This is a genomic window from Maricaulis sp., from assembly GCF_039978735.1.
Classification (GTDB): Bacteria; Pseudomonadota; Alphaproteobacteria; order Caulobacterales; family Maricaulaceae; genus Maricaulis.
In genome coordinates this window covers 32,616-56,896 of the sequence record NZ_JBDWAS010000058.1, presented here as the reverse complement: position 1 = coordinate 56,896, position 24,281 = coordinate 32,616, and the positions used below count along the sequence as shown (strand labels likewise).

The window sequence follows — 24,281 nt, the reverse complement described above, 5'->3', positions numbered from 1 at the left end:
GCAGGCAGGGTGTGCGCCCGGACGCCGCAGAGTTTCGCCTCGCGCCGGGGCCGCACACGCTGTCGGGCCCGATGTATAAAATATCGAGCATAAATTGCGCCTCGCCCCTAGCCGAGCCACTGAAAGCTCTGTTAATATTCTCTTAACGGGCCAAGCGAACGGGATGTCCATGAAACGTCAGTTGTTGAGCGGTGCGGCTGCAACCGCGCTCGTCGTGTCTTCCGCAATCTTCAGCCAGGGCGTTCTGGCGCAGGAAGCCACCGGCCAGGGGCCCGTCCGGGCCATGGGCGGCGACATCAATCCCTTTGGCGGGGACATCAATCCCTTCGGCGGGGACATCAATCCCTTTGGTGGTGACATCAACCCCTTTGGTGGTGACATCAATCCGTTCGGCGGGGACATCAATCCCTTTGGCGGCGACATCAATCCGTTCGGCGGGGACATCAATCCCTTTGGCGGCGACATCAATCCGTTCGGCGGGGACATCAACCCCTTCGGTGGCGACATCAATCCGTTCGGCGGGGACATCAACCCCTTCGGTGGCGACATCAATCCGTTCCAGGCGTCCCAGAGCCCGTTCTACGGTTTCGTCAGCCCGTTCTGGGGCAATGTCGAACCCTATTGGGGCGACATCAATCCCTTTGGCGGTGACATCAATCCGTTCGGTGGGGACATCAATCCCTTTGGCGGCGACATCAACCCCTTCGGTGGCGACATCAACCCCTTCGGTGGCGACATCAATCCGTTCTGGGGCGATCTCTCGACCGTGGGTGGCGACATCAATCCCTTCGGCGGGGACATCAACCCGTTCGGCGGGGACATCAATCCGTTCTGGGAGACCGCCGGCGGTGTCTGGGGTGTGATGAATCTCGGCTGGGACCAGATCGACCCGGAAACCGGCGACTACCAGCCGATCGCCGACGGTCTCAACCTGATCTTCGACGAGGCGGAAAACGTCTTCGGCGAGGCCATCCAGAGCGCGACCGGAAAGTCGATGAACGAGGCTTTCCTCAACGCGCTGCTCGACGATTTCGGCATCGATCCGGCCAATCCGGCCTCTCTGGCGAGCATGGATGCCGCCGACCGGTCCGAGTTTTTCCTGACCTTCTACGACAATCTGATGTCCTATACCGGTATCGACCATGTCGATCACTGGATGGCGGCGACCAACTGGTACCCGGCGCTCTCGCAGATGTATGGCGGCGGCGATCGCGTCCGCATCGGCCTGATGGACTTCTCCACGCGGTCGGGCGACGGCTATTTCCAGCTCAGCCAAGGCGATTTCGGCTCGCGTGACTTCCATCACGGCGCCGCTGTGCGCAGCCTGATCAACGCACCGCTCGACGGCAGCGGCGTGATGGGTGTGGCCCAGAATGCCGACCTCATCTCCTTCGACCCCTATGACGACACCCAGACCACCGACTGGGGCACGGTCGAACTGGGGATGAGCTATCTCGCCCTGATGCAGACGGACATCGTGAACCTGTCGATGGGCGTGTCCGGCTGGACGCTGGCGCCGGAATGGGAGCGTATCTTCACCAGCCCCTTCGTGCGCCTGTTCGGCGACGACACGCTTTTCGTCCTGGCCGCCGGCAATGACGGCGCTGCCCAGACGGTCGATGTGGACTGGACCGGCGTCAACACCGTCGAGAACCTCCTGATTGTTGGCTCTGTCGATCCGGGCGGCCATATCTCCAGCTTCTCCAACCGTCCGGGCGATGCGTGCCTGACGGTGCGCGGCAGCTGCCAGCCCGGCCATCGCCTGATGGACCGTTTCCTGGTCGCTCCGGGCGAGCTGATCCTGGTCGATGATAGCGATGGCGGTGTGGTCCGCGTGTCCGGCACGTCCTTCGCCGCACCGCTCGTTTCCGGCGCCGCCGCGCTGGTCAAGGGGCATTGGGGCTGGCTGGAAGGCGCCGACCTGGCCGATGTCCTGCTGCAATCTGCCACCGATCTGGGCGATGAGGGTGTCGACGCTGTCTACGGCCACGGCCTTCTGAACGTGGCCGGCGCCATGGCGCCCATCGATGCCGGCGATCTCTACGTCGTCGACCGCCGCGGCCGCCAGGTTTCGGCCAGCGACGTGATGATCGATGGCGGCCGCCTGCGCTTCCGCTACGGCTCCAGCGACACCGTCGTGCTGTTCGAGAACGTCAACGACACTTTCCGCGATTTCGAAATCTCGGTGGACGCGCTGACGGCCGGTTCCAGCCTGTCCGACAATGTCTCCAGCATCTATGCCGAGACCTATATCTACGAACGCACCACCGGCAGCTCGGGTGCCAGCTTCACCGATGCCGGCCTGATGGACCGCCCGGTCCTGCGCCGCGGCAATCTGGAAGTCACCGCCTTTGCCGGCGCCACCGATCTGCAGGGCCGCGGCCTGTCGCGCGAGCTGGGCTTCCAGACAGGCCTGCGCTTTGCCGACCGCAGCACGGGCCGCGATGTCATGCTGGGTGTCGGTGAAGGGGCGCTCGCCCTGACGGGGAATGACGGGTTCGGCCTGTTCTCGGATCACCGTCCGGAGACCGGCGGCGTGAACCCTGTCCTCGGCTTCGCATCGGGCGGCGTCTTTGCCGCCAGCGGCTTCCAGCTCTCCGAACGGACGCGCCTGACAGTCGGCTCGACCATGAATCACGAAGAGCGGACCTATCTGATCCCCGGCACGGGCGAGGAGCGGCCGCTGCATGACGGTCTGGCCGCCTATCAGGCAATGGCGCTGAACGTGGCGATTGAACACCGCCTGTCGGACACGACGACGCTGCATGGTGCAGTGACCCAGCTGCATGAAACCACCGGCCTTCTGGGGGCCCAGGGCACCGGTCCGCTGGACTTCTCCGGCGGTGCCGATACCAGCGCCTTCTCCATGGGCGTGGACACCGAACTCACGCCGCGCCTGCGGCTGAGCGCCTCGACCACGGCCGCCGTGACCCGTCAGACCGCGTTCGACAGCGGCCTGCTGGATCTCGACGACAATATCGTCTCGACCGCGGCGCAAATGAGCATCCAGTATTCCGGCATCGCCGGTGAAGCCGACGCCATCCGCGTCAGCCTGATGCAGCCGCTGCATGTGGAGACGGGCTCCCTGCGTTACACGGCAGCCCGCGTGACCGACCGGGAGACCGGGGCGCTGGGCTTTGACAGCCAGGTGTGGGAACTGGGTGGCGAGCGTCCGCTCTATACCGAGTTCCTCTATTCCACGCCGCTGCCCGGCATTATGGGCGAAGCCAGCCTGTTCGCCCGCCAGCAGGTCGCCGGCAATGCCTTCGACCGGGCCCGGAACGACCTGGCCGCCGGCGCCAGCTTCCGCATGCGCTTCTAAACATCATTTCCGCCCACCGGCGGACGTGATTTGCAAGATGAATCAAGGCCCTTTCGCAATCGCGAAGGGGTTTTGGTTTATATTAACTTGCATGCCCTAACTTCCGGCGCGGTGGACCTGCCGAGTTGGGGAGGCAAGTGAGTCAATGCAGCGGCTAATCCTGGCGATTGCAGGCGTGTGTCTGCTGCTCGGTGCAGTGTGCGAACCTGCGTCCGGTCATGTCCGCACGGACGATGCCCCGCCCGCAAGCAGCTATCGTCAGGCCGTTGAATCGGCCCAGGCGGTCATGATGGCCTCGCCGCAGGAAGCGCTTGAGCGCGCCCGCACGGCCGAAGCCCTGATCCCCACCATCACCGATTTCACCGATCCGGCCACGGCCCAGGCAACCGTCTGGTGGCTCCAGGCCGAAGCCCTTCTGCGCCTGGCGCGGTTCGAGGACGCCCTGCCCGTCGCCAGACGCGCGCTCGAGGCGCTGGGCGAAAATCCGCCGAACAGCAAGCTTCACGCAGATATCCTCACCGCGCTCGGCCGCATCAACAAGATGCTCGGCGGCCATGGCGAGGCGCTGGAAAACTACCAGAATGCCTATGACATCTATCGCGATATCGGCGAGCCGCGCAGCGAATCCATCACCCTGCAGGGCATTGCCTCGCTCTACACCGATGCCCGCCAGTATGAGCGCGCGGTCGAGTATTTCCGTCATGCGCTTGAACGCTATCAGGACCCGGCGCTCGGCCTGTCGGCCAACAATAATATCGCCAATGCGCTGACCCAGCTGGAACGCTATGACGAGGCGGAACTGGCCTTCGAGGCGGCGCTGACCCTCGCGCGCGACATGGAGAGCGCGTCGCTGGAGGCCCGGATTCTCGAAAACCTGGCGATCATGCAGGCCGAGGCCGGTCATTATGACGATGCCACTGCCAGTATCGACCTGGCCTTCGAGCGTGTCAGCGACATGCCGGACCTGGAATGGACGCGCTTCTTCTGGGGCGTGCGCTCCCAGATTGCCTATGCCCGCGGCGATATCTCGACCGCCATCCAGCACATGGAACGCGTCTTCGAAGGACGCGACCTGACAACGACCACGCAGGCCTACATCACCTATCACGAGATGGCGGCCCAGCTGTACGAGTCCGAAGGCGACTGGCGTCACGCCATGGCACACCTGCGTGCCTTCAAGCGCCTCGACGACGACCGCGCGGAGTTTGCCACCTCGGCCAATACGGCGCTGATCAACGCCCAGTTCGACTTCGCCATCCAGGAAATGGAGATCGACCGGCTGCGGATCGAGGGCCTGCAGCGCGAGCTCGCCCTGCAAAGCTCGCGTGCCAGCCAGCGCGTGATCGTCGCGACCGCGGCCTTGGCCCTGGTGCTGATGCTGCTGATCGTCGCCGTCGTGCGCCAGCGCTCGGCCAAGGAGCGTGCGCGGATCCTGGCCCGCACGCTGTACGAGGATTCCCAGACCGGCCTGCCGTCACGCGCCGCGCTTGAGCGCAGCCTTGAAGAGCGGGCCGTGCGTTCGGACGTGCCGCCGAATGTCATCGCCCTGCAGCTCAATCGCCGCAAGCATCTGGAAAGCGTTCTGGGCTTCACCAAATTCGCCGAGATCCAGGCCCGCATGGCCGCCCGCCTGCGCGAGATCGAGCCGGTCGACACGGTCTACAGCATCTCGCCCGGCATGCTGGGCATTCTGGCGACCTGCCGCACGGCCGACGACGCCCTGGCGCTGGCCCGGGCCTGTGTGGAACGGCTCGCCGAGCCCGTCCGGATTGCGGATCTGGATATCGATGTCTCGGTCCGCGGCGGTGTCGGGATTGGCGACGATCCGGAATTGTGCATCCGCCACGCCACGATCGCCGTTCACCAGGCGCAGCAGCACCGCGAGGCCGCCGCCCTGTTCGACGCTGGCCAGTACGGCGATCCGTCGCGCAATCTGACCTTGATGACCCGCATGCTCCAGGCGACCCGGTCGGGCGATATGAGCATGCACTACCAGCCCAAGCTCAACCTGCGCACCGGCCGCTACCAGTCCGCCGAAGCGCTGTGCCGCTGGTTCGATCCGCAGCAGGGCTTCATTCCGCCGGCGGCCTTTATCCATCAGGCCGAGGAGATGGGGCATATCCGCGCGCTCACCGAATGGGCCATCCAGCGGGTGATCGACGACCAGCGCCGCTTCGCCGAAGCTGGTCACGATATCTGCGTTGCGACCAATATTTCCGGCGCACTCGTCTGCGATACGGATTTCGTCAATATCGCCCTCGATCTGATCAAGACCGCCGCCGGCCGGATCACGTTCGAGATCACGGAAACCGCCGTGATGGACGATCCGGAACTGGCCATCGCCAACCTGAACCGCATCAATGAGGCGGGCGTGCGCCTGTCGATCGACGATTATGGTTCGGGCCTGTCCTCGCTGGCCTATCTGCGCACGCTGCCGGCGCGCGAACTGAAGCTGGACCGGGCCTTCGTGCAGCATGTGGCGACGTCGGAACGCGACCGCATGGTGGTGAAGTCGACCGTCGACCTCGCCCACAATCTGGGTCTCGATCTCGTCGCCGAAGGCGTCGAGGACGATGCAGGCCTGGCGATCGTGAAACTGCTGGGCTGTGACTGGGCACAGGGCTTCGGCCTGTCCAAGCCGCTGCCGGTGCCGGAACTGGTGGCCTTCCTCGATGCCGCAAAGGCGGCGGGAGCCGTCAACCTGCCGGCCCCCACCTTCACCCCGCGCCAGATCGGCACGCGGTAGTTACGCACCGTCATCCTCGTCATCGGGATCGACGGGCAGAGGCTGCCACTCATAGGCTTCCCGCCCCAGATGCCGGGCATACCAGTCCAGTTCGGCATTGATGCGGAACAGGCGGTGAGACAGGTCCGAGAAGGAATGCCCCTCGCCCGGCGCCAGGTAGAGCCGCGTCTCGACACCCAGATTGCGCAGCGCCTGGTAGAGCATGATGGATTGTGACGGGTGCACCCGCTCGTCATCCTCGCCGGCAAAGATCAGGGTCGGCGTGGTCACGCGGTAGAGATCCCGCAGCAGGGATTGCGGCTGGAACACGGTTTCCAGCGCCCCCTCGGCCCAGGCATCGGCGCCGAACAGCAGACGGCGGGCCTGGCGGGTGTCGCTGGTGAGATGGTGCACTGCCCAGTCGACAGCCCCGGCCCCGGACGAGGCCGCTCGGAAACGGTCGGTCGTGGTGATCAGCCGGTTGGTCATGTGACCGCCGGCGCTCCAGCCCGACATGATCAGCTGCTCCGGATCGGCGCGGCCGGTCTCGACCAGATAATCGACCCCGCTCATCACATCGCGGTCGGCATGGGCGAAATAGGTGCCGTGCATGGCCTGCATGAAGGCATCGCCATAACCGGTACCGCCGCGATAATTCACCCACAGCACGCCATAGCCCTGCGCCGTCATCACCGGCACATAGCGGCCCCATTTCCACATGCCGAACTCGTCTGCCGAGCGCGGCCCGCCATGGGCCTGCACCACCAGGGGCGGCGGACCGTCACCGGTGTGGACGAGCGGCGGGAAGTAGAAACCTTCGATCACCTGGCCGTCATGGCTGGGCCAGCGGATCAGCTGCTGTTCGGGCAGGTGATAGGGCGCGACGGTGGCCGCACCGATCGTCGTCAGGCGGGTTTCCGTACCGTCGGCCGTGATCCGCCAGAGATCGCCATTCGTCGTCGGCGTCTCGAACAGGGCGACGGCATTGCCCGCCGCATCCAGCGACCAGTCGGCCAGGTGGCGATCGTGCAGCGACAGCGCCGTCACCTCGCCGCTTTCTGCATCGATCCGCACCAGGCCGGAGCGCACGCCGGCCTGCACCGCCATGACCAGGCTCTCGCCATCGGGCAGCCAGGCCATGCCGTCCACTTCGAAATCGGCACCATCGGTCAGGATCCGGCTTTCATTGGTCTCCAGATCGATGACGATGAGATTGTTCTGCACATAGTCCAGCCCGGCGCCGCTGACGCGCGCCTTGTAGGCAATCCGCCGGCCATCGGGCGACAGGCGGGCATTGCTTTCCATCCAGTTGTTGGCGGTGATGCGGCGGAACTGGCCGCCCGGCTCGGGCGTCTCGCTGATCCACAGCTCGCTGTCATAGGCGGAGTCCAGATCGGCGGCCGGCGCGATCCGGATCAGCACGGCGCCGCTGGCAGCCACATCATAGCTGCGCACCGACCAGTCGCCCTGCGTCATGCGCTGGCGTGCGCCGCTGTCCACATCGACCCGCCAGAGATGACGGTGCCGCGTGGTCTCGAAATAGGGCTCGATCAGCTCGACCCGGTCACGCCGGTCGCGCTGCTCGTCACTGAGATCGTCGGTCGCCAGGTAGTAGATGAACTGCCCGTCCGGCGACCAGGACATGCTCTGCACAGCGGTGGGATGCCGGGTCAGCCGGCGCAGATCGCTGCCATCGGCATTGGCCAGGAAGACCTCGTCCTCCTTGCGACCCTCCGGCGGCTGGTCCGCCGCCAGCATCCGGCCGTCGGGCGAGAAGGCCACCGTATCAGCCTCGTCGAAGCCGGACAGATAGGCCAGCTCGCCGGAGGCGATATCAAGCACCCAGTACCGGTCGGCCCGTTCGTCCTCGACCCAGTCGGCATGGGTCAGCGTGACGATGGCGCGCCGGCCGTCATCGGCCAGCGAGACCTCGCCGATACTGCGAAGCGCCACCATCTCGACCGGTGTCATATACCGGTCGGCTACCGGGATGTCCGGCCGGGCTGCGAGCGTTGCAGGCAGCGGGTCTTCGGCGAAGGCAGGATGCAGGGATGCGCTCGCGGCCAGCATCGCGGCCACGGCGGAAGAAGCGAATTGGCGGAACATGTTATCCTCGCGACGCCTTGCCGGCGCCGTCCAGTCAAAGCGTTGGAAAAGTGCCCGGCACCCCGCCCTGCCATAAAGACAGGACAGAGTGCCGGACCCAATCGTCTCGGAGGAGGAGACTTAGAAGCGGGAGCGGAGGCCGACGTAGAACTGGCGTCCGATCGGATCGTTCTGCGGCCCCTTCAGGTTGGACGTGCTGCCCGAGTTGAAGTTGCTCGGCAGGAAGGTGCCGTAATCGTCGAACAGATTGTTGATGCCGGCATAGACCGTGGTGCGGTAGTCGTCGCCGAAGCGGTAGCGGGCATAGATGTTCGACACGAAGCGGTCGTCGGCCTCGAAGTAATACGGATCGCTCGGATCCACATCGAGATCGTCAATGCCGCCGGACTCATACTTCAGCGTATAGCTGGCGTAGAAGTCGCCGCGGCTCCAGGACAGGCGTGCCCGGGCTTCGTGGGTCGGGTCGTACATGGAGCCGTTGGAGTCCTCGCGCACCGGCGTACCGGCCTCACCGATGAACTCGTACTCGTCAGCCAGCGAGCGCGAATAGCGCAGGTCGAGGCCAAACTCGCCCGGCACGGACTGCACTTCAAAGTCCCACAGCACCGACACGTCGATGCCTTCGGACAGCAGCTCGTTGAGGTTCTCCTCGCGGTTGATCACCTCGATCACCCGGCCGTTCGACGTGTCGCGCGTGACGACATCGCAGAAACGGTTGTTCGGGAAGTTCGGCGAGCCATAGCAAAGGTCGACCGTGGTCTGGGTCGAGACCGAGCCGATCGCGTCTTCGACCTTGATATTGTAGTAGTCCACGATCAAGACGAGATCTTCGGCAAAGGACGGCGCCCACACCGCACCGATGGTGAAGGTGTCGGCGGTTTCCTCGGTCAGCGTGTTGTTGCCCGCGTTCGGCGCATTGACCGAACCGTCGAACTCGAACGGCTGTCCGGCATTGTTGGGATCGGCGAAAAAGGCCTGAATGCCCGGATTGCTGAGACAGTTGGCGGCGATCACGGCCGGATCGAAGCCGGTACCCGGCGGGGCGGTGACGCCCGAACCGTCCGGCCTCAGGCCATCACACGGATCGCGCAGATCGTCGGCGTCCTGACGCGGTGCCGAGTAGAATTCGGTGATCGTAGGTGCGCGTTGCGAGCGCGAATACTGCGTGCGGAAACGCAGCGTGTCGGTCGGTTCCCAGTAGCCGCCCACATTGTAGGACGAGATCGTGCCGATCGTGGAGTAGTCGGCCACCCGCGCGGCAAGCTGTGCCGTGACATTTTCCAGAACCGGGATCTCGACTTCGGCAAACGCTTCCACGACGTCGAAGCTGGCTTCGATTTCCGGGATCACCGACAGGCTGGTGGTCTCTTCCAGAATGATGGCGTCGACATTCGTGTCCTGGGTTTCTTCACGCCATTCCACACCGAAGGCGGCGGACACCGCACCGGCGGGGGCCTCGAAGAGCTCGCCATTCATCGAGCCGCCGATCACGGTCTGCTCGCGGATCTGCTGCACGTGACCGTCGATACGGATGTAGTCGGCCATTTCCGGCGTGATCGAGCCCTCACCGAAAATGTTCAGCGGGATACAGCCATCCGCACGGGCACCGGCATCGGCGCATTGATAGCCGCCGGCGCCATCGGACTCGACATCCAGCGCGTAGTGGATGTTGAGGTAATTCAGGTTGTTGCCCTGGATCTGGTTCTGCTCGAACCGGCCATAGGTGGCAAAGGCGTTCCACTGCCAGGTTTCACCCAGCTCGCCCGTCAGACCGGTGGCAAAGCGCATCGTCTCGCGCTCGTTGTCACGGGTTTCCTGGCCCACTTCGACAAAGCGGCGATACCAGCTCACCGAACCGGAGCGCGTCTCTTCGACGGCCGCCGGGATGAAGGGATGGTCGCTCGCGATCTGGCCGATATCGAACGTATTGCCGATCGGGCCGATATCCGTCGAATAGATCGCGGACTCGTAGGAGCCCTCATAAAGGCTGTCCACGCGCGACCAGAGCAGATCCGCAAACACCTCGATCCGCGGCGTCAGCTCGTAACGGCCACGGGCGGCGGCGGTGTAGGCCGTGACTTCCGGGGACAGGGTCCGGCCGGGGCGGTAGTTCCAGCCATCCAGTTCGGTTTCGAAGCCGATGGCCGGATCGCGGCCATCGTTCGGCGCCAGCGATTTGTCATTGTACCAGACGCCATCGACATTCCAGGCATCGTCGCTCTCGAAACGGCCGCCCGGCAGGTAGGAGGTCAGCGAGTAGTCATTGTACTCGCCATTTCCCGACCAGTCGTCGGTGCGCAGCGAGTCCGGACGCGTCTCGTCGGCATAGACCGCAGTCTCATGGTCGTAGCTCAGTGCCACCATGATATTGCCGCGGTCATTGTCGAAATTGCGGCCCATGGTCAGTTCGAGCGTGGTTTCCCGTTCGCCGCTCGCATCCGCCCAGCCATAGCGGGCGTCGACCTCGACGCCTTCCATGTTGCGCTCGAGGATGATGTTGGCCACGCCGGCAATGGCGTCGGAACCGTAGATCGCCGAGGCGCCGCCGGTGGTGACTTCGATACTGTCGACAAAGCCGGCCGGAATGGTCTGCAGGCTGACGCGTTCGCCATTGCCCGAGTTCGACACGGCGCGGCGGCCATCGATCAGGACCAGCGTCCGCTCGGAGCCCAGGCCCCGCAGATTGATCGTCGAGAGGCCCGAATTCTGGATGCTCAGATCGGTGCTTTCCGGCGACAGGCTGGAATCGACGCCCGGGATATCGACCAGGATTTCACCGACATCGACCGTGCCGGACTCGTCGATATCGTCCGTCGTGAAGATTTGTGTCGGGATTGCCGTGGTGGCGTTGGTCCGGCGGATGCGCGAGCCGGTGACCACGATCGTGTCTTCGCTGGACGCTTGCGGATCGGCGGAAGCGTCCTGCGCGACAGCGGCGCCGCCGAGCAGCATGGCGGCAGCGGACACACCGCCCATCAGCATGGCCCGGCCCGTGGTCCATGCGGTTCGATTACCCAAACTCATCGGAAATCCCCTTGTTTTTCGCACCGTCCCCTCGACTGCGCGTAGTGTTGGTAGAGGGGAGACACGCAAGGGACCGCATCGGGTACCCGGGTTGTCACAAATTTTGAGAAAAAGATGGCGGCGGCCTACCAGCGCGCCCGGATACCGGCATAGACGCGCCGCCCGGCTGCATCATAGCCCGGACTGAAATTGCGCCGGCCGCCGCTTTCCGTGCCACTTGGCAGGAAGGGGCCGTAATCGTGGAAGACATTGTTGATGCCGCCGAAAATCTGCAGCCGGCCATCAGCGCCGGCGAGATAGCGCACATGCAGGTCGTGCTGCATCCACGGATCGATTTCGAGGAAGAGCATATCCCCGGCATTGGCCTTTGCGGCGCGGTCATGCCCGTCGATTGCCGCCCCCTCATAGCGCACCCGCCACTGCACCAGCCAGGGCCCGCGCGTCACGCCCAGGCGCGCTGTCCAGCGATGGTGCGGCGCGCCAACCTCGCCGTCCCAGACCGATCGGCTGACATCGCCGTCCGAGCCTTCAAACACCTGCTCGAGACGGTCGGTATAGGCGTAGAGAATCCGCAAATCCCAGTCACCGGCCCAGATCGAGGCGGGCGACACCTGCCAGGCATAGTCCAGCGTCACGTCGGCTCCGGCAGACCGGATCTCGTTGAGATTGGCGACGCGGTTCTGCATCTCCAGCAGCTGGCCCGTCTCGCCGCGCTGGATGTCGGCGCAATACCGGTTGGCGGATATCGCGACCGGCGCGCCATAACATTCCGACAGCAGCGCCCGGCTGGACAGGGACGAGATCGCACCGGACACCCGGATGTCGTAGAGATCGACGGACAGGCTGAGCCCTTCGGCCCGCACCGGTGTGTAGACCAGCCCCAGCGTGACGGCATCCGAGCGCTCTTCCTCGAGATCCGGATTGCCCGAATTGGGCGCATAGACGCTGGTGATCGTCTGCTCGTAGATGCCGTCCTCGGCGATCGCCCGGGCAATACCCGGCTCGGAGCGGCAGTTTTCGGCGATCCGGCCGGAACTCGCGCCGGTCACGCCGTGGCAGGGGTCGCTGACGGTGTCATAGTCGCCGCGCGGCCCGGAATAGAGCTCGGTCAGGCTGGGCGCACGCTGGGCACGGGAGACCTGTCCGCGGAAAGCCAGCGCATCACTGGGCGACCACACACCGCCGAGGCGATAGCTGCCGACAAGGCCGACCCGGTCGATATCATAATGGGCCAGGCGCACGGCTGCGGTTACGTCGAAACGGTCCGGGACAACCGGCACCAGGGCCTCTGCGAAGACTTCGCTCGCATGGCCAACCGCATCCAGATCGGGAACGCCGACATAGCCGGTCTCGCGGTTCAGCGCCGCCGCATCGCCGCGCGTGCGCTGGCTGTCGACACGGTGTTCCGCCCCCCAGGCCAGCGAGATCACACGCCCGTCCGGCAGCGCGACATCGCCCAACGCCGACCCGCCCAGCGTCCATTGCTCGACCTCGACCTCCAGCCGGTCGGTGGCGCGGATATAGTCGGCCGCCTCTGCCGAGATCGCATTCACGCCGAACATGTCCAGAGGCGCACACCCGGCGGCGCGCGCAGCGGCGCTGACACAGCGATAATTGCCGGGACTCGCCGGATCGGCCTCAATGTCCAGAGCGTTTCGGATGCGGGCGTAATTCACCTCGCCGCTGCGCAGCTGATCCTGGTCGTAGCGGCCGTGGCCCAGGGCGATGTCCCAGCTCCAGATACCCGCCTCGCCCTGCAGCCCGGCCCAGAAGCGCTGTGTCGTCCGGTCGTTCCGGCGGTATTCCTCGCCCAGCTCGCTGAAACGCCGGCGCCAGGTGATGCCGGACAATCCCCCGTCCAGCGCGGCCTGGCGGATCGGTTCGGGCACCAGCGGATGGTCCACCGGAATCATGCCGATCCGCTCATTGTCGAGCCCGAAGCGCTCATTGTAATAGGCGGTCTGGGCTTCCCGCGAGGACAGGCTCTCGCTGTGCGAGAACAGGCCCGTAAAATAGGCCGACACGCCGCCATCGAAATCATAGTCGAGTTTCAGCGCGAACAGGTCCCGCTCGCGCGGCACCGAGATCGTGGCGAAGGAGCGGGTGTCATAGCCATCGACAGCGATATCGAAATCCGTCTGCAGCCCGGCCTCGTCATACCAGAAGTCATAGCCGATGAAGCGTCCGCCCGGCGTATAGCTCGACAGGTCCGCTTCCAGCGTCTCGCCATCGCCCGCCAGGCTGACCGGAACCTGCGCCCAGTCGCGGTCCTCGGCACCGATACGGCGCATGTGGTCACGGGTGACGTTGAACAGGAGGCGCCCCCGGCCATCACCGAACCGCCAGCCCTGCGTAGCGCTGAGCACGTGATACTGACCGCCGCCGTCCTGGGTCATGCCGGCCTGGGCGAGCAGGCGGCCGCCTTCCAGACTGTCGATCAGGACGAAATTGACCACGCCCGCAATCGCATCCGAGCCATAGACCGCAGACGCGCCGCCGGTGGAGATTTCCACCCGCTCGACAAACTCCGCCGGGATGGTGTCCGAGCCGAAGCGGCTGGCATTGCCGCTGTTTGCCACCGTGCGCCGCCCGTCGATCAGGACCAGCGTGCGCGTCGTGCCCAGACCGCGCAGCCCGATCGAGGACAGGCCGGCATTCTGGGCGCTGAGATGCGTGGAGGCGTTGGAGAACTCCAGCGTCGCCGGCGACTGGCTGGCGATCATCTCGCCGATCTCGATAGCGCCCGAGGTTTCCAGCGCCGTGCGGCCGATCACCTGCACCGGCAGCACCGCCGCCCGCCCGGCCCGCTCGAAGCGCGACCCGGTGACCAGGATCACTTCCTGCGGATCGATATAAGCGGACGCCGCGGGCGTTCCGGCCGGATCGTCACTCACCGGGTGCCCGGACAGGCGGACAATGCCGGGCCGCGCATCCGTAGACACACCCGCGGACGGATTGCCGGAGCGCCGCCCGAGCACATGGGTCCGGGCATCGACGGTGCTGAACTCCAGCCCGGTTCCGGCGAGTAGCCGTTCGAGCCCTTCCTCGGCGGAATACTGCCCCTCGGCACCCCGGGTCTGCACACCGGCGACCAGATGCGATTCCGCCAGCAATTGATGGCTCGTCACCAGGGCAAAGCGCGACAGCGCGGGCCCCAGCGGTCCGGCCGGAATGTCGAAGCTGAAAGCGTCCGGCGCGGCGGTTTGCGTCTCCTGGGACACAGCCGGGACGTGCGGCATCATCACCGGGAGCAGCGCACCGAGGAGGGCTGCCCGGACGCCTTTCATCCTGACTGATGTCCTGCCGCTGACGCGCATCCCCGCACCTCGATACGGGGACGCCCGATCCCCCTCATGTGACAACTTGCCAGAAGCCATGTGACATCGCTGTTACCGAAATGTCGCATTGCTGCCGGAAGATGCACGTGCGGGCCAGTCAGGGTTGTATATTTCCCTCGGACGCGTGGATCCGGATACCGTCGCCAACCCGCTCGATGCGCAGCGACTCGGTCGCCGACAGGGCCGCCAGGAACGCCTCGCTGTCGGACGGGTCGAAGGAGCCTGAGATCTGCAATTCGCCCAGCTGCCCGTCGGCGAAGGCAATGTCGAGATCGTTGTAGCGGCGGAATTCACTGACCACCTCGCTCAGGCGTCGCCCGTCGAACACAAGCCGCCCCTGACGCCACGCGGTCGCAGCGACGACATCGACCCGCGCCGGTTCGGGCGCCGGCTCACCCGGCACAAGCTCGACCTGGTCACCGGCGCGCAGCAGGGCCGCCGATGCCGGACCGCTCTCGATCCGCGTCTGCACCAGACCCTCGACCACCGTCACAACCGTACGCCCGTCATCGCGGGAATAGACGTTGAACGCGGTGCCCACGGCCCGGACTTCGTGTCCGCCCGCCTCGACGATGAAGGGCCGCGAGGGATCGTGCGAAACCTCGAACAGGGCCTCCCCCGCTTCCAGCACGACCCGGCGCTCATCGGTGGCAAAAGCCGTCGTGACCCGGGAACCGGTGTTCAGCGTCATCACCGACCCGTCCGGCAGGGCGATCTCCTGCCGGTCACCCCGCGCCGTGGAATAGGTTTCCAGAGCCGCGACCTGCACAGCTCCGTCAATGTCAGTCGGCCGATCCCCGCCCAGCATGCCTGTCCACACAGGCAAGGCAATCGCCAGGGCGAGCATCGCCGCCATGCCGATCACGGCCGGCACGATCCAGGCCGGACGGCCGGGCGCCTCGTCCGCCGTCAGTTCCGCCTCGGTGGCGGCGATCAGACCGTCGGCCCAGTCGCTGCCGTGCGCGGCATCGATCATGCCCTCGAGCTCGAGACAGGCATTGAGTGCCGCCTGGTGCTGCGGATCGGCCTGCAACCAGGCTTCCAGCTCGGCTTCGACGGCTGCGTCCAGCGCACCGTCGGCCATAAGACGCTCGGCCCAGACAGAGGCGGTGTCGAAGATGTTCATATCGCGATCAGCCGGCATCGTTCGCCGCCCTTGCTGTATCCCCGTTCCCGTCCGGCATCCCGTGCAGATGCTCGGCCAGACGCGCCATGCCGCGCTGAACGTGTTTCTTGACCATGTGGATCGAAATACCCATCCGCTCTGCGGCCTGCTGATAGGTCATCCCCTTCAGCTTGCAAAGCACGAAGGCGTGCCGGCATTTCGGCGGCAGCTGCCCGATGGCTTCGGACAGGGCCGCGCGCCGGGCCATGTCACGTTCTTCATCCGTTATGGTGTCCGCAGGCGGTGCGAATGGGGCAATAACGTCACTGTAATGATGCGCTACTGCGGCAGAATGGCGCCGCACCGTATTGCAGTGCCGCAGATGGTTTCGCGCAAGATTGGTCGCGATCGTCGTGACGAACGCGCCCTCATTCCGCACCGGTCCGGTATCGCCATCAACCTCGAGCAGGCGCTCGAACGCGGCGTGGGTGATGTCGTCCGCATCCTGGGCATTGCCGACAATGCGCCACACGATCCAGCGCACGCGCCGCCCGTGCACGCGGTACAACTCTTCCACATTTACGGCATCACTGACGGCCGCCACCATTCTTACGCTTCCCCGCAGCCGGCCGCCCCCTCTGGCGCCCTGTCCCAGGACAGTCCGGCATGCTCTACCAGAGCCGATGCAGGCGCAAGGTACCCGATCCGGAGCGTCGAGTGTCTCATATCGAATGCGGTGGAGTCTGTCAGTCGGCGGACGGGTCCGTCTCGCGCGCCGCACGCGCTGCGGCGATCACGGCATCGACCTGCTCTCCGGCCAGGCCGATATAGGTTTCCGGATCCAGCAGGGCCTCGACTTCCGCCTCGCCAAGCGCTTCGCGGATAACGGCATTTTCCATCGCCGCCTCACGAAGCCCGGCACCGTTTTCATGCGCCTCGGCGGCGAGATCGCGGATCAGTTCCTCCGCTTCGGTCCGGCCGATATGCGGCGCCAGCGCGAACACGAAACGCTGCGACAGTATCCAGCCGCCGGAGCGATCCAGATTGCGGCGCATCGCTTCGGCGTCGACATGCAATCGCCCCACAAGCCGGTTGGCCGCGGACAGCATGTCCTCGGCTTCGATCGACAGCTCGCCGATGGCGTCATTGGGCCGCGAAGTGTTGTCGCGCTCGAAGAAATTGATCATGTCGTCCGCGACGATGTCCGACAGCGCCGGAATGGTCCGGGAATAGTGGATCAGCGCCTCGGACAGGGACGGATTATTCTTGTGCGGCATCGTGCTCGATCCGACCGCCGTGCTGCTGCGCTGTTCGATAACCTCCGCGATATCGGTCATCTGCAACAGGAAGACCTCCTGCCCGACCCGACCGTAAAAGCGCGCGAGCAGACCCAGGGTGACGGCATATTCGGCAAACACGTCGCGCGAGGCGTGCCAGTCATCGGCATAGGGTTCCGACAGACCCAGTTCCTCACCGAACCGGCGCTCGACCGCCTGGGCCCGGTCGCCCAGACCGACATAGCTGCCGACCGCGCCCTTCATGATGGCTGACCGTTCGACCCGGTCGAGCAGGTCGGCAAGGCGCTCGATATGACGGCGGTTCTCGCCGATCCAGCCGGACACTTTCTTGCCAAACGTGATCGGCAGGGCATGCTGGCCCAGCGTGCGGCCGATCATCGGCGTGTCACGGTGCGTCTCGGCAAGATCGATCAGCTGCAGCTCGATCGCCCGCAAGTCCTCGATCAGAAGCAGGATCGACTGCCGCACCTGCAGGATCGCCGCCGTGTCATAGATGTCGACCGTGGTCGCGCCATAGTGGAGATAGTTGGCCGCGTCAGCGTCGAGCGAGCGCGAAAACACGTTGAGGAAGGCAACCATGCGGTGGCGGACGATCGCATATTCCGCCGCCAGCGCATCTGCCGGAACCGCTTCCGGCCGGGCTGCCGCCGTGATCGCGTCAGCCGCCGATTGCGGGATCACGCCTTCGGCCGCCTGGGCGCGCGCCAGGGCAGCCTCGATCTCCAGCACATAGGCATTCAGCCGCGCATCCGAGAAGACGTCCTCGATACTCTCAGACTGTGCGCCTGCAGCGCCGGGAGCCAGCCCCGCGCACAGGATGACCGCGGCGCAAACCGCCTGCCGCAGTCGGCTCACTGCCCGGCTCCCAGACCACGCATCAGGATGTAGACATAGTCGATGGTCGCGGTGAGCGGATCTTCGGATATCCGCCAGTCGGTGAAACTGTTCGCGGCGGCAATCGTGTAGCCGCCATTCAGGAAGACAGCGTGTGTCAGGATGCGCTCGGCCGCCTGGATATCCACCGGCCGCGCCTCACCGGCCTCGACGGCATGCTCCAGCGCGTCGCCGAAGCGCCGGGCGATATTGCGCAGCCTGGCCGCATGCCGGCGCTGGCGCGCTTCCGGCAGGGCTGCGGCCAGCGAGGGCCGCAGCAACGGTGTGACACCGCTGGCCTGCTGATAAATCAGGTCGCGAATGGCATGCTCGATCACACCGAGCCCGGAACGGCCGCCGCCCTCAGCCCGGTCCAGCGCCTGCTCGACAGCCGTGAAGGACCGTTCGAGACATTGCTCCAGCAGCTGCTCCTTGTCGGGGATGTGATAGTAGAACGCGCCGCGGGTGACCCCGAGCGAGGCGGCCACTTCCGACAGGGCAACACCGCCGAAGCCCTTCTTGTTGAAGAAGCGCGTGCCAGCCTTGAGGAAGGCTTCCCGCTTCATGCGGTTGCGGGCTTCGCGGTCAAAGACCTGCGGCACGCCGACATCGGGCGATCCAGGCTGAAGGGCGGCCGGCTGCCAGTCGCCGCCCGCCTTGAGACCGCCGGCGAGGATCTCGAGGAGTGTGTCTGCCGCCGTGTCGATATTCCAGTCGCGCTTGCGCCGCGGCCAGGACCCCATCCAGTCGAGCAGCTCGAAAACAAGGAAGGTCGCCGGTTCAGGCCGTCCGAGTGGCGCCCCGCTTTCCCGGACCCAGCTGGCGATCATGTTATTGACGTCCGAGACGCAGCGCGACAGCTCCGCCGCGATGCTCGCGTGGAGTTCGTCCCCCAGCGCATCGAGATCATTCATCGCCGCGAGATTATGCCGCCGGCCTTCCGACACGGCCCGCATGTGATCGGCGAAAACCTCGAACAGCTTGCGCAGCTGGGCGGCGGCACCGTCTGCCGTACGCGCAATCTCGACCGCCTCGGCCAGGGCCCGCGCCGCTGCACGGTAAACTTCGCCGGCCAGGTCTTCCTTGGACGCGAAATAATAGCTGATCCCGGTCTTCGTCAGCCCCAGATCCCCGGCGATGTCCTCGAGCCGCGTCGCATGGACACCTTCGGCGTCAAAGCGCCGCGCCGCCGCCGACAGGATGGCCGCCTCCTTGCGCTGTCGCTCCTGTTCGCGCGAAAACGGCGAAGAATGGTCGGGGAAGTCGGGACGGAGTACGCTCATAGATCGTGCCTCTTTCCTTTGAGTACGGAACCGGAAAAGACCGACCCCGCGGGCATTTGCGACGTTCCGAAGAGTCGCGCGCCCGTCTTGCTCCTCCCCATACAACCCCAGCCCGGCATTGTTGACAAGCCCGAGGGAAGGCAATTTGAACGACGTGTACGTTTTTTATTGACACCGTCGGAACTTCGCCGTCACTGTCATCGAAACACAAAATGCGGGGAGGGCAGCATGAATTCAAGGGCACGCTCGAAGTGTGACCAGTTCGCCCGCATGCTCAGCAACCGGGCGATCTAGCACGCCATACATCCAGCCTGCCCTCCCGGCCCGAATCCGGACCGTCTATCATGCGCTTCTCCCACATTGCCACGCTCGCCGCCCTGTCCGCGATGACAGGCATCGCTGCTGCACAAGGCACGGACTCGAGCTTTGCCATCCCCACGGGTCGCGCCTCGCTGGTCTATTCCGGATGGGGCGGGCCCGATCTCAGCGTCGAAACCTACCGGCCCGAAAACCTCCCCGCCGACGCCCCCATCATCTTCGTGATGCACGGTGTGAACCGCAATCCCGACGATTATCGAGACGCCTGGATCGACCTGGCCGACGCCTGCGGACTGGCAATCATCGCCCCCGGTTTCGACCAGGACGGCTTTCCAAGATCTTCCGGATATAATCTGGGCGAACCGCTTCGCGGCACCGATGCGGTCTCAGCCTTCGACGCCATCGAGCCCCTGTTCGCAACCATGCGTGCCGGACTGGGTTCGACACGCAACGGGTATTCGATATTCGGACATTCTGCCGGCGCGCAATTCGTCCATCGTTTCCTGATGCTGACACCGGATACGCACGTCGAAGCCGCAGTGGTCGCCAATGCCGGCTGGTACACCTGGCCGGACATGTCGGCCGAATGGCCGTACGGGTTTGCCGGCGCGCCGCGCACGCCGCTCGATCCGGGCGATATTGCCGCCCTGCCGGTCACCCTGCTTCTGGGCGAGGCCGACAATGATCCGAATGCATCCAATCTGCGCCAGACCCCCGAGGCCCGGGCCCAGGGCGCACACCGGTTCGAGCGCGGCCTGAATACTGCCGCCCTGGTGGATCGATTGGCTGCCGATGCCGGACTGGAACACGGATGGGCGGTCGCGACCGTGCCCGGCGTAGCCCACGACAACACCCGGATGGCGCCCGCCGCCGTCCGCTATCTGGTGTCCGAACCGGTCTACAATACAGCCGCCTGCCAGCTTGCCACGAACGGAGACTGACATGACTGACGCGACGCATGACGACGCGCCCGCCCTCTATCAGCGCATCGGACTGGCCGCCGGCCCGCTGGCTGCAATCCTGATCGGTCTCTTTCTGCGCCCGGAAGGCCTGTCGAACGAAGGCGTGTTCGTCGCCGCAATCGGCGCCTGGATGGCGATCTGGTGGGCAACTGAGGCGATTCCGGTCGCGATCACGGCCTTCCTGCCGCTGGTCCTGTTTCCCGTCCTCGGCGTTTCGACGATCGGCGAGATCTCGTCACCCTACGCCCATCCGATCATCTATCTTTTCTTTGGCGGCTTCGTCGTGGCCCTGGCCATTGAGCGGTGTGGCCTGCACCGGCGCATCGCGCTCGGCGTCTTCCGCATGGTGGGCACGAATGCACGCGCACTGGTCGGCGGTTTCATGCTAGCAGCGGCGATCGTCAGCATGTGGATCTCCAACACGTCGACGACGCTGATGCTGCTGCCCATCGCAGTTTCCGTGGTCACGGTGATCGGCGAGACCATGCCGGATCTGGACGTTCGCCAGCGGAGCAATTTCTCGATCGCACTCCTGCTCGGACTCGCCTACGGGGCCACGCTGGGCGGTGTCGCCACCCTCGTCGGCACCCCGCCTAACGCATTCATGGTCGGCTTCATGTCAGACAGCTATGGCGTCGAGGTCGACTTCGCGCGCTGGATGCTGGTGGGCGTTCCGGTGAGCGCCGTGCTGCTCCCGATCGCCTGGCTGACGCTCACCCGCATCATCTTCCCGGTCAGCTTCACCGCCTCCGCAGACGCCATGAAGCATATCGGCCATATGCGCACAGCCCTCGGCCCGATGAGCACGGCCGAGGTGCGCACGGCCATGCTGTTCGCCTTTCTGGTGATCGGCTGGGTCGGACGGGGCTTCCTGTCGGGCGTGCCGGTGATCGGTTCGATCTCGGACACCGGCGTTGCCATGATCGCTGCAGTCGGCGCCTTCCTCATTCCCTCCGGCAAGGACGGAAAGGCGCTCATGGTCTGGGAGGACATGGGCAAGCTGCCCTGGGGCGTGCTGATCCTGTTCGGCGGCGGCCTGGCGCTGGCCTCGGCCGTCGCCAGTTCGGGCCTCGCGCTCTGGCTGGGTGAACAACTGGCGCCGCTCGGCGCGCTGAACCTCGCCCTGCTGGTGATCGTCGCGACAGCGCTCGTGATCTTCCTGACCGAACTGACCAGCAATCTCGCGACCACCGCGACCTTCCTGCCGGTCATCGCCGCGATTGCGGTGGAAACCGGTCAGGATCCGCTGGTCTTTGTCATCCCGGTCACGCTGGCGGCCAGCTGTGCCTTCATGCTGCCGGTGGCGACACCGCCGAATGCCATCGTGTTCAGCTCGGGCCTTGTCTCGATCCCGCACATGGCCCGGGCCGGCTTCCTTCTGAACATCGTCGCCATCGCCGTCCTGGCCATGGCCGCGCTCTGGCTCTCGCCGGTCGTGTTTGGGGGGTAGGGACACCGTTAAGCCGCGAAATCCGGAACGAAACGCAGGTCCGTGGGGCCTGATGCGGCTTGTCCGTCTTTCCCTGATATGCAATCAAGACCAGTGGGTTCCGGGCGCATTGATTGGGGCGTTGTTGTGTCGAGCATCAGAGGTCGATCAGACGCTGTAGCAAAGGCTCTGCGCCCGGACCGAGCCTCCACCTTTGTATACAAATCAGGACGCTCATGGCGAGCGCACGAGCAGGCCTTTTGCAGCGCTGCCGAAAAGGTCTGACCAAGATGCCTTCCCTTTCGATCGTTGTAACGACCTACAATCGCAAGGATCTCGTCGCGCAGCTGATCGCCGAGCTGGAACAGCAGTCTGATCCGGATTTCCAGCTGATCGTCGCGATTGACGGATCGACGGATGGCACAGCCGACATGCTTGCCGGAAGCCGGACACCTTTCGACCTGAAGTGGATTGACACCGAATGCCGCGACTATGGCCTCGCCGTGGCGCGCAATCGGGGCATCCTTGCCGCCGACGGCGAAGCCGTTGTCATCCTCGATGACGACAGCTTTCCCGAACCGGATTTCGTTGCGGAGCACAAGGCCTGCGTCGCTGACGGCGTCATGACAGGCGGCCCGCGCCACCCGTCCGATCCGCGCGAAACGCGCATGGTCTGGAAGATGCAGGAACTGGCCAAACTGCCGCCCTGCACCCCGCTCGACTTCGAGACCCTGCATCGCGACTGGCCGAACGCGTACATGATCGAAAACAACCTCTGCATGCGCCGCCAAGACTGGATATCAGCCGGCCTCTTCAGCGAGCGGCTGAAGATGTACGGGTTCATTGGCCAGGAGTTCTTTGCCCGCGCCCGGCACCTCAAGCTCCTCTACCAATTCAATCCACGCGCCGCTGTGTGTCACCGGGGCGAGTACGAAGGCAATAACGGATTGCAACGCAAGGACAAGACCTTCCAGACCCGATTGGCGTCAGTCCTGCGGCCCGCCCTGATGAAGCCCAAGCACTATCGCGCCCAGATTGCCTGGAGCCGGGCGCTCGCGGACAATGTGCCCCCCCCCGGAATGCCGGCTTACTGGCCCGATGTCGCGACGAGTGTCATGGCGCGAGGTGCACGGCGGGCTGGCCGGATTATCGCAGGCCGCTAGCTCATGCGCCTGCTCGTCTACACCGCAGTCTTCGGAGATTACGACCGCGTCTACCCGCCCGTAGAAGCGGATCCGGAGATTGACTACGTCATCATAACCGACGACCCCGACATGCAGGTCCATGGCTGGACCACTCGCGCAGTCGACGCTGGAGCGTTTGCGACGCCAAAGGCCGCAAACCTCTATCACCGCGCTTTGATACAGCGGATTCTGCCAGGCTACGACGCTTCTATCTACGTCGATGGTAATATCAGGGTTCTCGGTTCGACACGAGCGCTCTTCAGGTCCTTTCTGGCGGCCGGTAAAGCAGTTGGGACATTCCCGCACCCCTTGCGCAAGAACGTCGCCGAAGAGGTCGAAAGCTGCATTCAGAACAAGAAGGCTGAAGGCGCTGAAAGGCTGAGACAGGAATATCAGGCGTATCTGGAAAGCGGTTTCGATGATCATGTTGGGCTGTTCGAGACCGGAGTTCTTTTGAAAAATCACAAGGTGATCGAACTCGATACGGCGATGGAATGCTGGAACGCTTGCTTTGCAGCCTATCGCTTGAGAGACCAGGTCAGCCTCCCCTACGCCCTGTGGCGCTCCGGCGTTGAGCCGCATCGCATGAACTTCAATTTTCGCGAAAGAAACCCGTATTTCGGCATCTACCCGCACAAACGCGGCCGCGACGTCAATCCGATCTACGCGCACGTGTATGCCCGGTCATATGACAGCTGGGTCTATGCCGGCATCCTGCGCGCCTGGCAGTTGTTCTGGTCAGTAAAGCGCCTACTGCGAGGCTCCGGCCGCTAGAACCGGCTGTAGGACAGGTCTTCCTTGCCGCGCTTGCCCATGACCATTTTGGGGTCGTCGGGATTGAACAGGCCCAGGCACCAGGTCTCGTTGGCCGGGGCGTCGCGGTTCCAGTCGAAGGCCATCTTGCGGTGAGCGATCCGCCAGATCCCGCCGCGGCGCTCGAAACGGTCGGCCAGCCGGCCGCCGGTCAGCGTGTCATGCGCCTGGCCCGACTTGTCGTCGAAGCGCGCGAAGGTGAGCACATAGCTCTCGACCCAGGCCGTCTCGCCATCGTCGGAGAACTCGACGTGGACATTGCTGACATAGTGCGCCATCGGATGGCTCAGCTTTGCCAGACGCTCGACCGCGCCCAGCACGTATTCGTGCGCGGGACCCTTGTAGGTGCTGCCATGCTCCTCGATCGCATCAGCGTGATAGCAGGACAGGAGCAGGTCGGCGTCGGCCCGGTCCACACCCCGGGCATAGCGCGCGAGGACGTCCTGTATGTCCTGTTTGGCGATCAGGGTCTCAAGCGTGTTCGGCGGATAGCTCATGTCC

At 64.8% G+C, this 24,281-nt stretch carries 14 protein-coding genes; 6 read left to right on the top strand and 8 right to left on the bottom strand.

The annotated features are described in order from the left end of the window. Positions 1–169 precede the first annotated feature (169 nt). On the top strand, positions 170–3,322 hold the full coding sequence (locus ABJO18_RS17625; protein WP_348516039.1) for a S8 family serine peptidase: 3,153 nt from the start codon (positions 170–172) through the stop codon (positions 3,320–3,322). A gap of 145 nt (positions 3,323–3,467) precedes the next feature. Beyond that, positions 3,468–6,068 (top strand): EAL domain-containing protein, encoded by a 2,601-nt coding sequence (locus ABJO18_RS17620; protein ID WP_348516038.1) that lies wholly within the window; start codon positions 3,468–3,470, stop codon positions 6,066–6,068. Here ABJO18_RS17620 and ABJO18_RS17615 read toward each other — a convergent pair whose 3' ends face one another. From ABJO18_RS17615 to ABJO18_RS17585, 7 genes are all read right to left on the bottom strand, one after another. Continuing rightward, complete coding sequence (locus tag ABJO18_RS17615) at positions 6,069–8,153, bottom strand: S9 family peptidase (protein ID WP_348508440.1); 2,085 nt, start codon at positions 8,151–8,153, stop codon at positions 6,069–6,071. Between the two features lie 120 nt (positions 8,154–8,273). Beyond that, positions 8,274–11,177 (bottom strand): TonB-dependent receptor, encoded by a 2,904-nt coding sequence (locus tag ABJO18_RS17610; protein ID WP_348508441.1) that lies wholly within the window; start codon positions 11,175–11,177, stop codon positions 8,274–8,276. Positions 11,178–11,302: 125 nt separating this feature from the next. After that, complete coding sequence (locus ABJO18_RS17605) at positions 11,303–14,464, bottom strand: TonB-dependent receptor (protein ID WP_348508442.1); 3,162 nt, start codon at positions 14,462–14,464, stop codon at positions 11,303–11,305. A gap of 148 nt (positions 14,465–14,612) precedes the next feature. Beyond that, the gene (locus tag ABJO18_RS17600) at positions 14,613–15,641 is read right to left on the bottom strand and encodes a FecR domain-containing protein (RefSeq protein WP_348508443.1); all 1,029 of its coding nucleotides are present in this window, start codon (positions 15,639–15,641) and stop codon (positions 14,613–14,615) included. A 7-nt stretch (positions 15,642–15,648) separates the two neighbouring features. Continuing rightward, positions 15,649–16,227 carry a sigma-70 family RNA polymerase sigma factor gene (locus ABJO18_RS17595; protein WP_348508444.1) on the bottom strand — a complete coding sequence of 193 codons (579 nt, stop codon included), beginning with the start codon at positions 16,225–16,227 and terminating at the stop codon, positions 15,649–15,651. Positions 16,228–16,366: 139 nt separating this feature from the next. Next, a complete protein-coding gene (locus tag ABJO18_RS17590) occupies positions 16,367–17,773 on the bottom strand; it encodes a lyase family protein (RefSeq protein WP_348516037.1) in 1,407 nt (468 codons plus the stop codon). After that, positions 17,770–19,074, bottom strand: coding sequence for a TetR/AcrR family transcriptional regulator (locus tag ABJO18_RS17585; RefSeq protein ID WP_348509655.1), 1,305 nt, complete (start codon positions 19,072–19,074; stop codon positions 17,770–17,772). Before ABJO18_RS17585 ends, ABJO18_RS17590 begins: the two co-directional genes overlap by 4 nt. 344 nt (positions 19,075–19,418) lie before the next feature. Between ABJO18_RS17585 and ABJO18_RS17580 the strand changes: the two genes are divergently transcribed. From ABJO18_RS17580 to ABJO18_RS17565, 4 genes are all read left to right on the top strand, one after another. Beyond that, positions 19,419–20,333 carry a hypothetical protein gene (locus ABJO18_RS17580; RefSeq protein WP_348509654.1) on the top strand — a complete coding sequence of 305 codons (915 nt, stop codon included), beginning with the start codon at positions 19,419–19,421 and terminating at the stop codon, positions 20,331–20,333. 1 nt (position 20,334) lies between these two features. Next, on the top strand, positions 20,335–21,804 hold the full coding sequence (locus ABJO18_RS17575; protein WP_348509653.1) for a DASS family sodium-coupled anion symporter: 1,470 nt from the start codon (positions 20,335–20,337) through the stop codon (positions 21,802–21,804). Between the two features lie 269 nt (positions 21,805–22,073). Further along, positions 22,074–22,946: a glycosyltransferase family 2 protein gene (locus tag ABJO18_RS17570; protein ID WP_348509652.1), complete on the top strand. Its 873-nt coding sequence runs from the start codon at positions 22,074–22,076 to the stop codon at positions 22,944–22,946. Between the two features lie 3 nt (positions 22,947–22,949). Beyond that, on the top strand, positions 22,950–23,741 hold the full coding sequence (locus ABJO18_RS17565; protein WP_348509651.1) for a glycosyltransferase domain-containing protein: 792 nt from the start codon (positions 22,950–22,952) through the stop codon (positions 23,739–23,741). Here ABJO18_RS17565 and ABJO18_RS17560 read toward each other — a convergent pair. Beyond that, the gene (locus tag ABJO18_RS17560; RefSeq protein ID WP_348509650.1) at positions 23,738–24,277 is read right to left on the bottom strand and encodes a nuclear transport factor 2 family protein; all 540 of its coding nucleotides are present in this window, start codon (positions 24,275–24,277) and stop codon (positions 23,738–23,740) included. The genes ABJO18_RS17565 and ABJO18_RS17560 overlap by 4 nt on opposite strands. Positions 24,278–24,281: the final 4 nt, after the last annotated feature.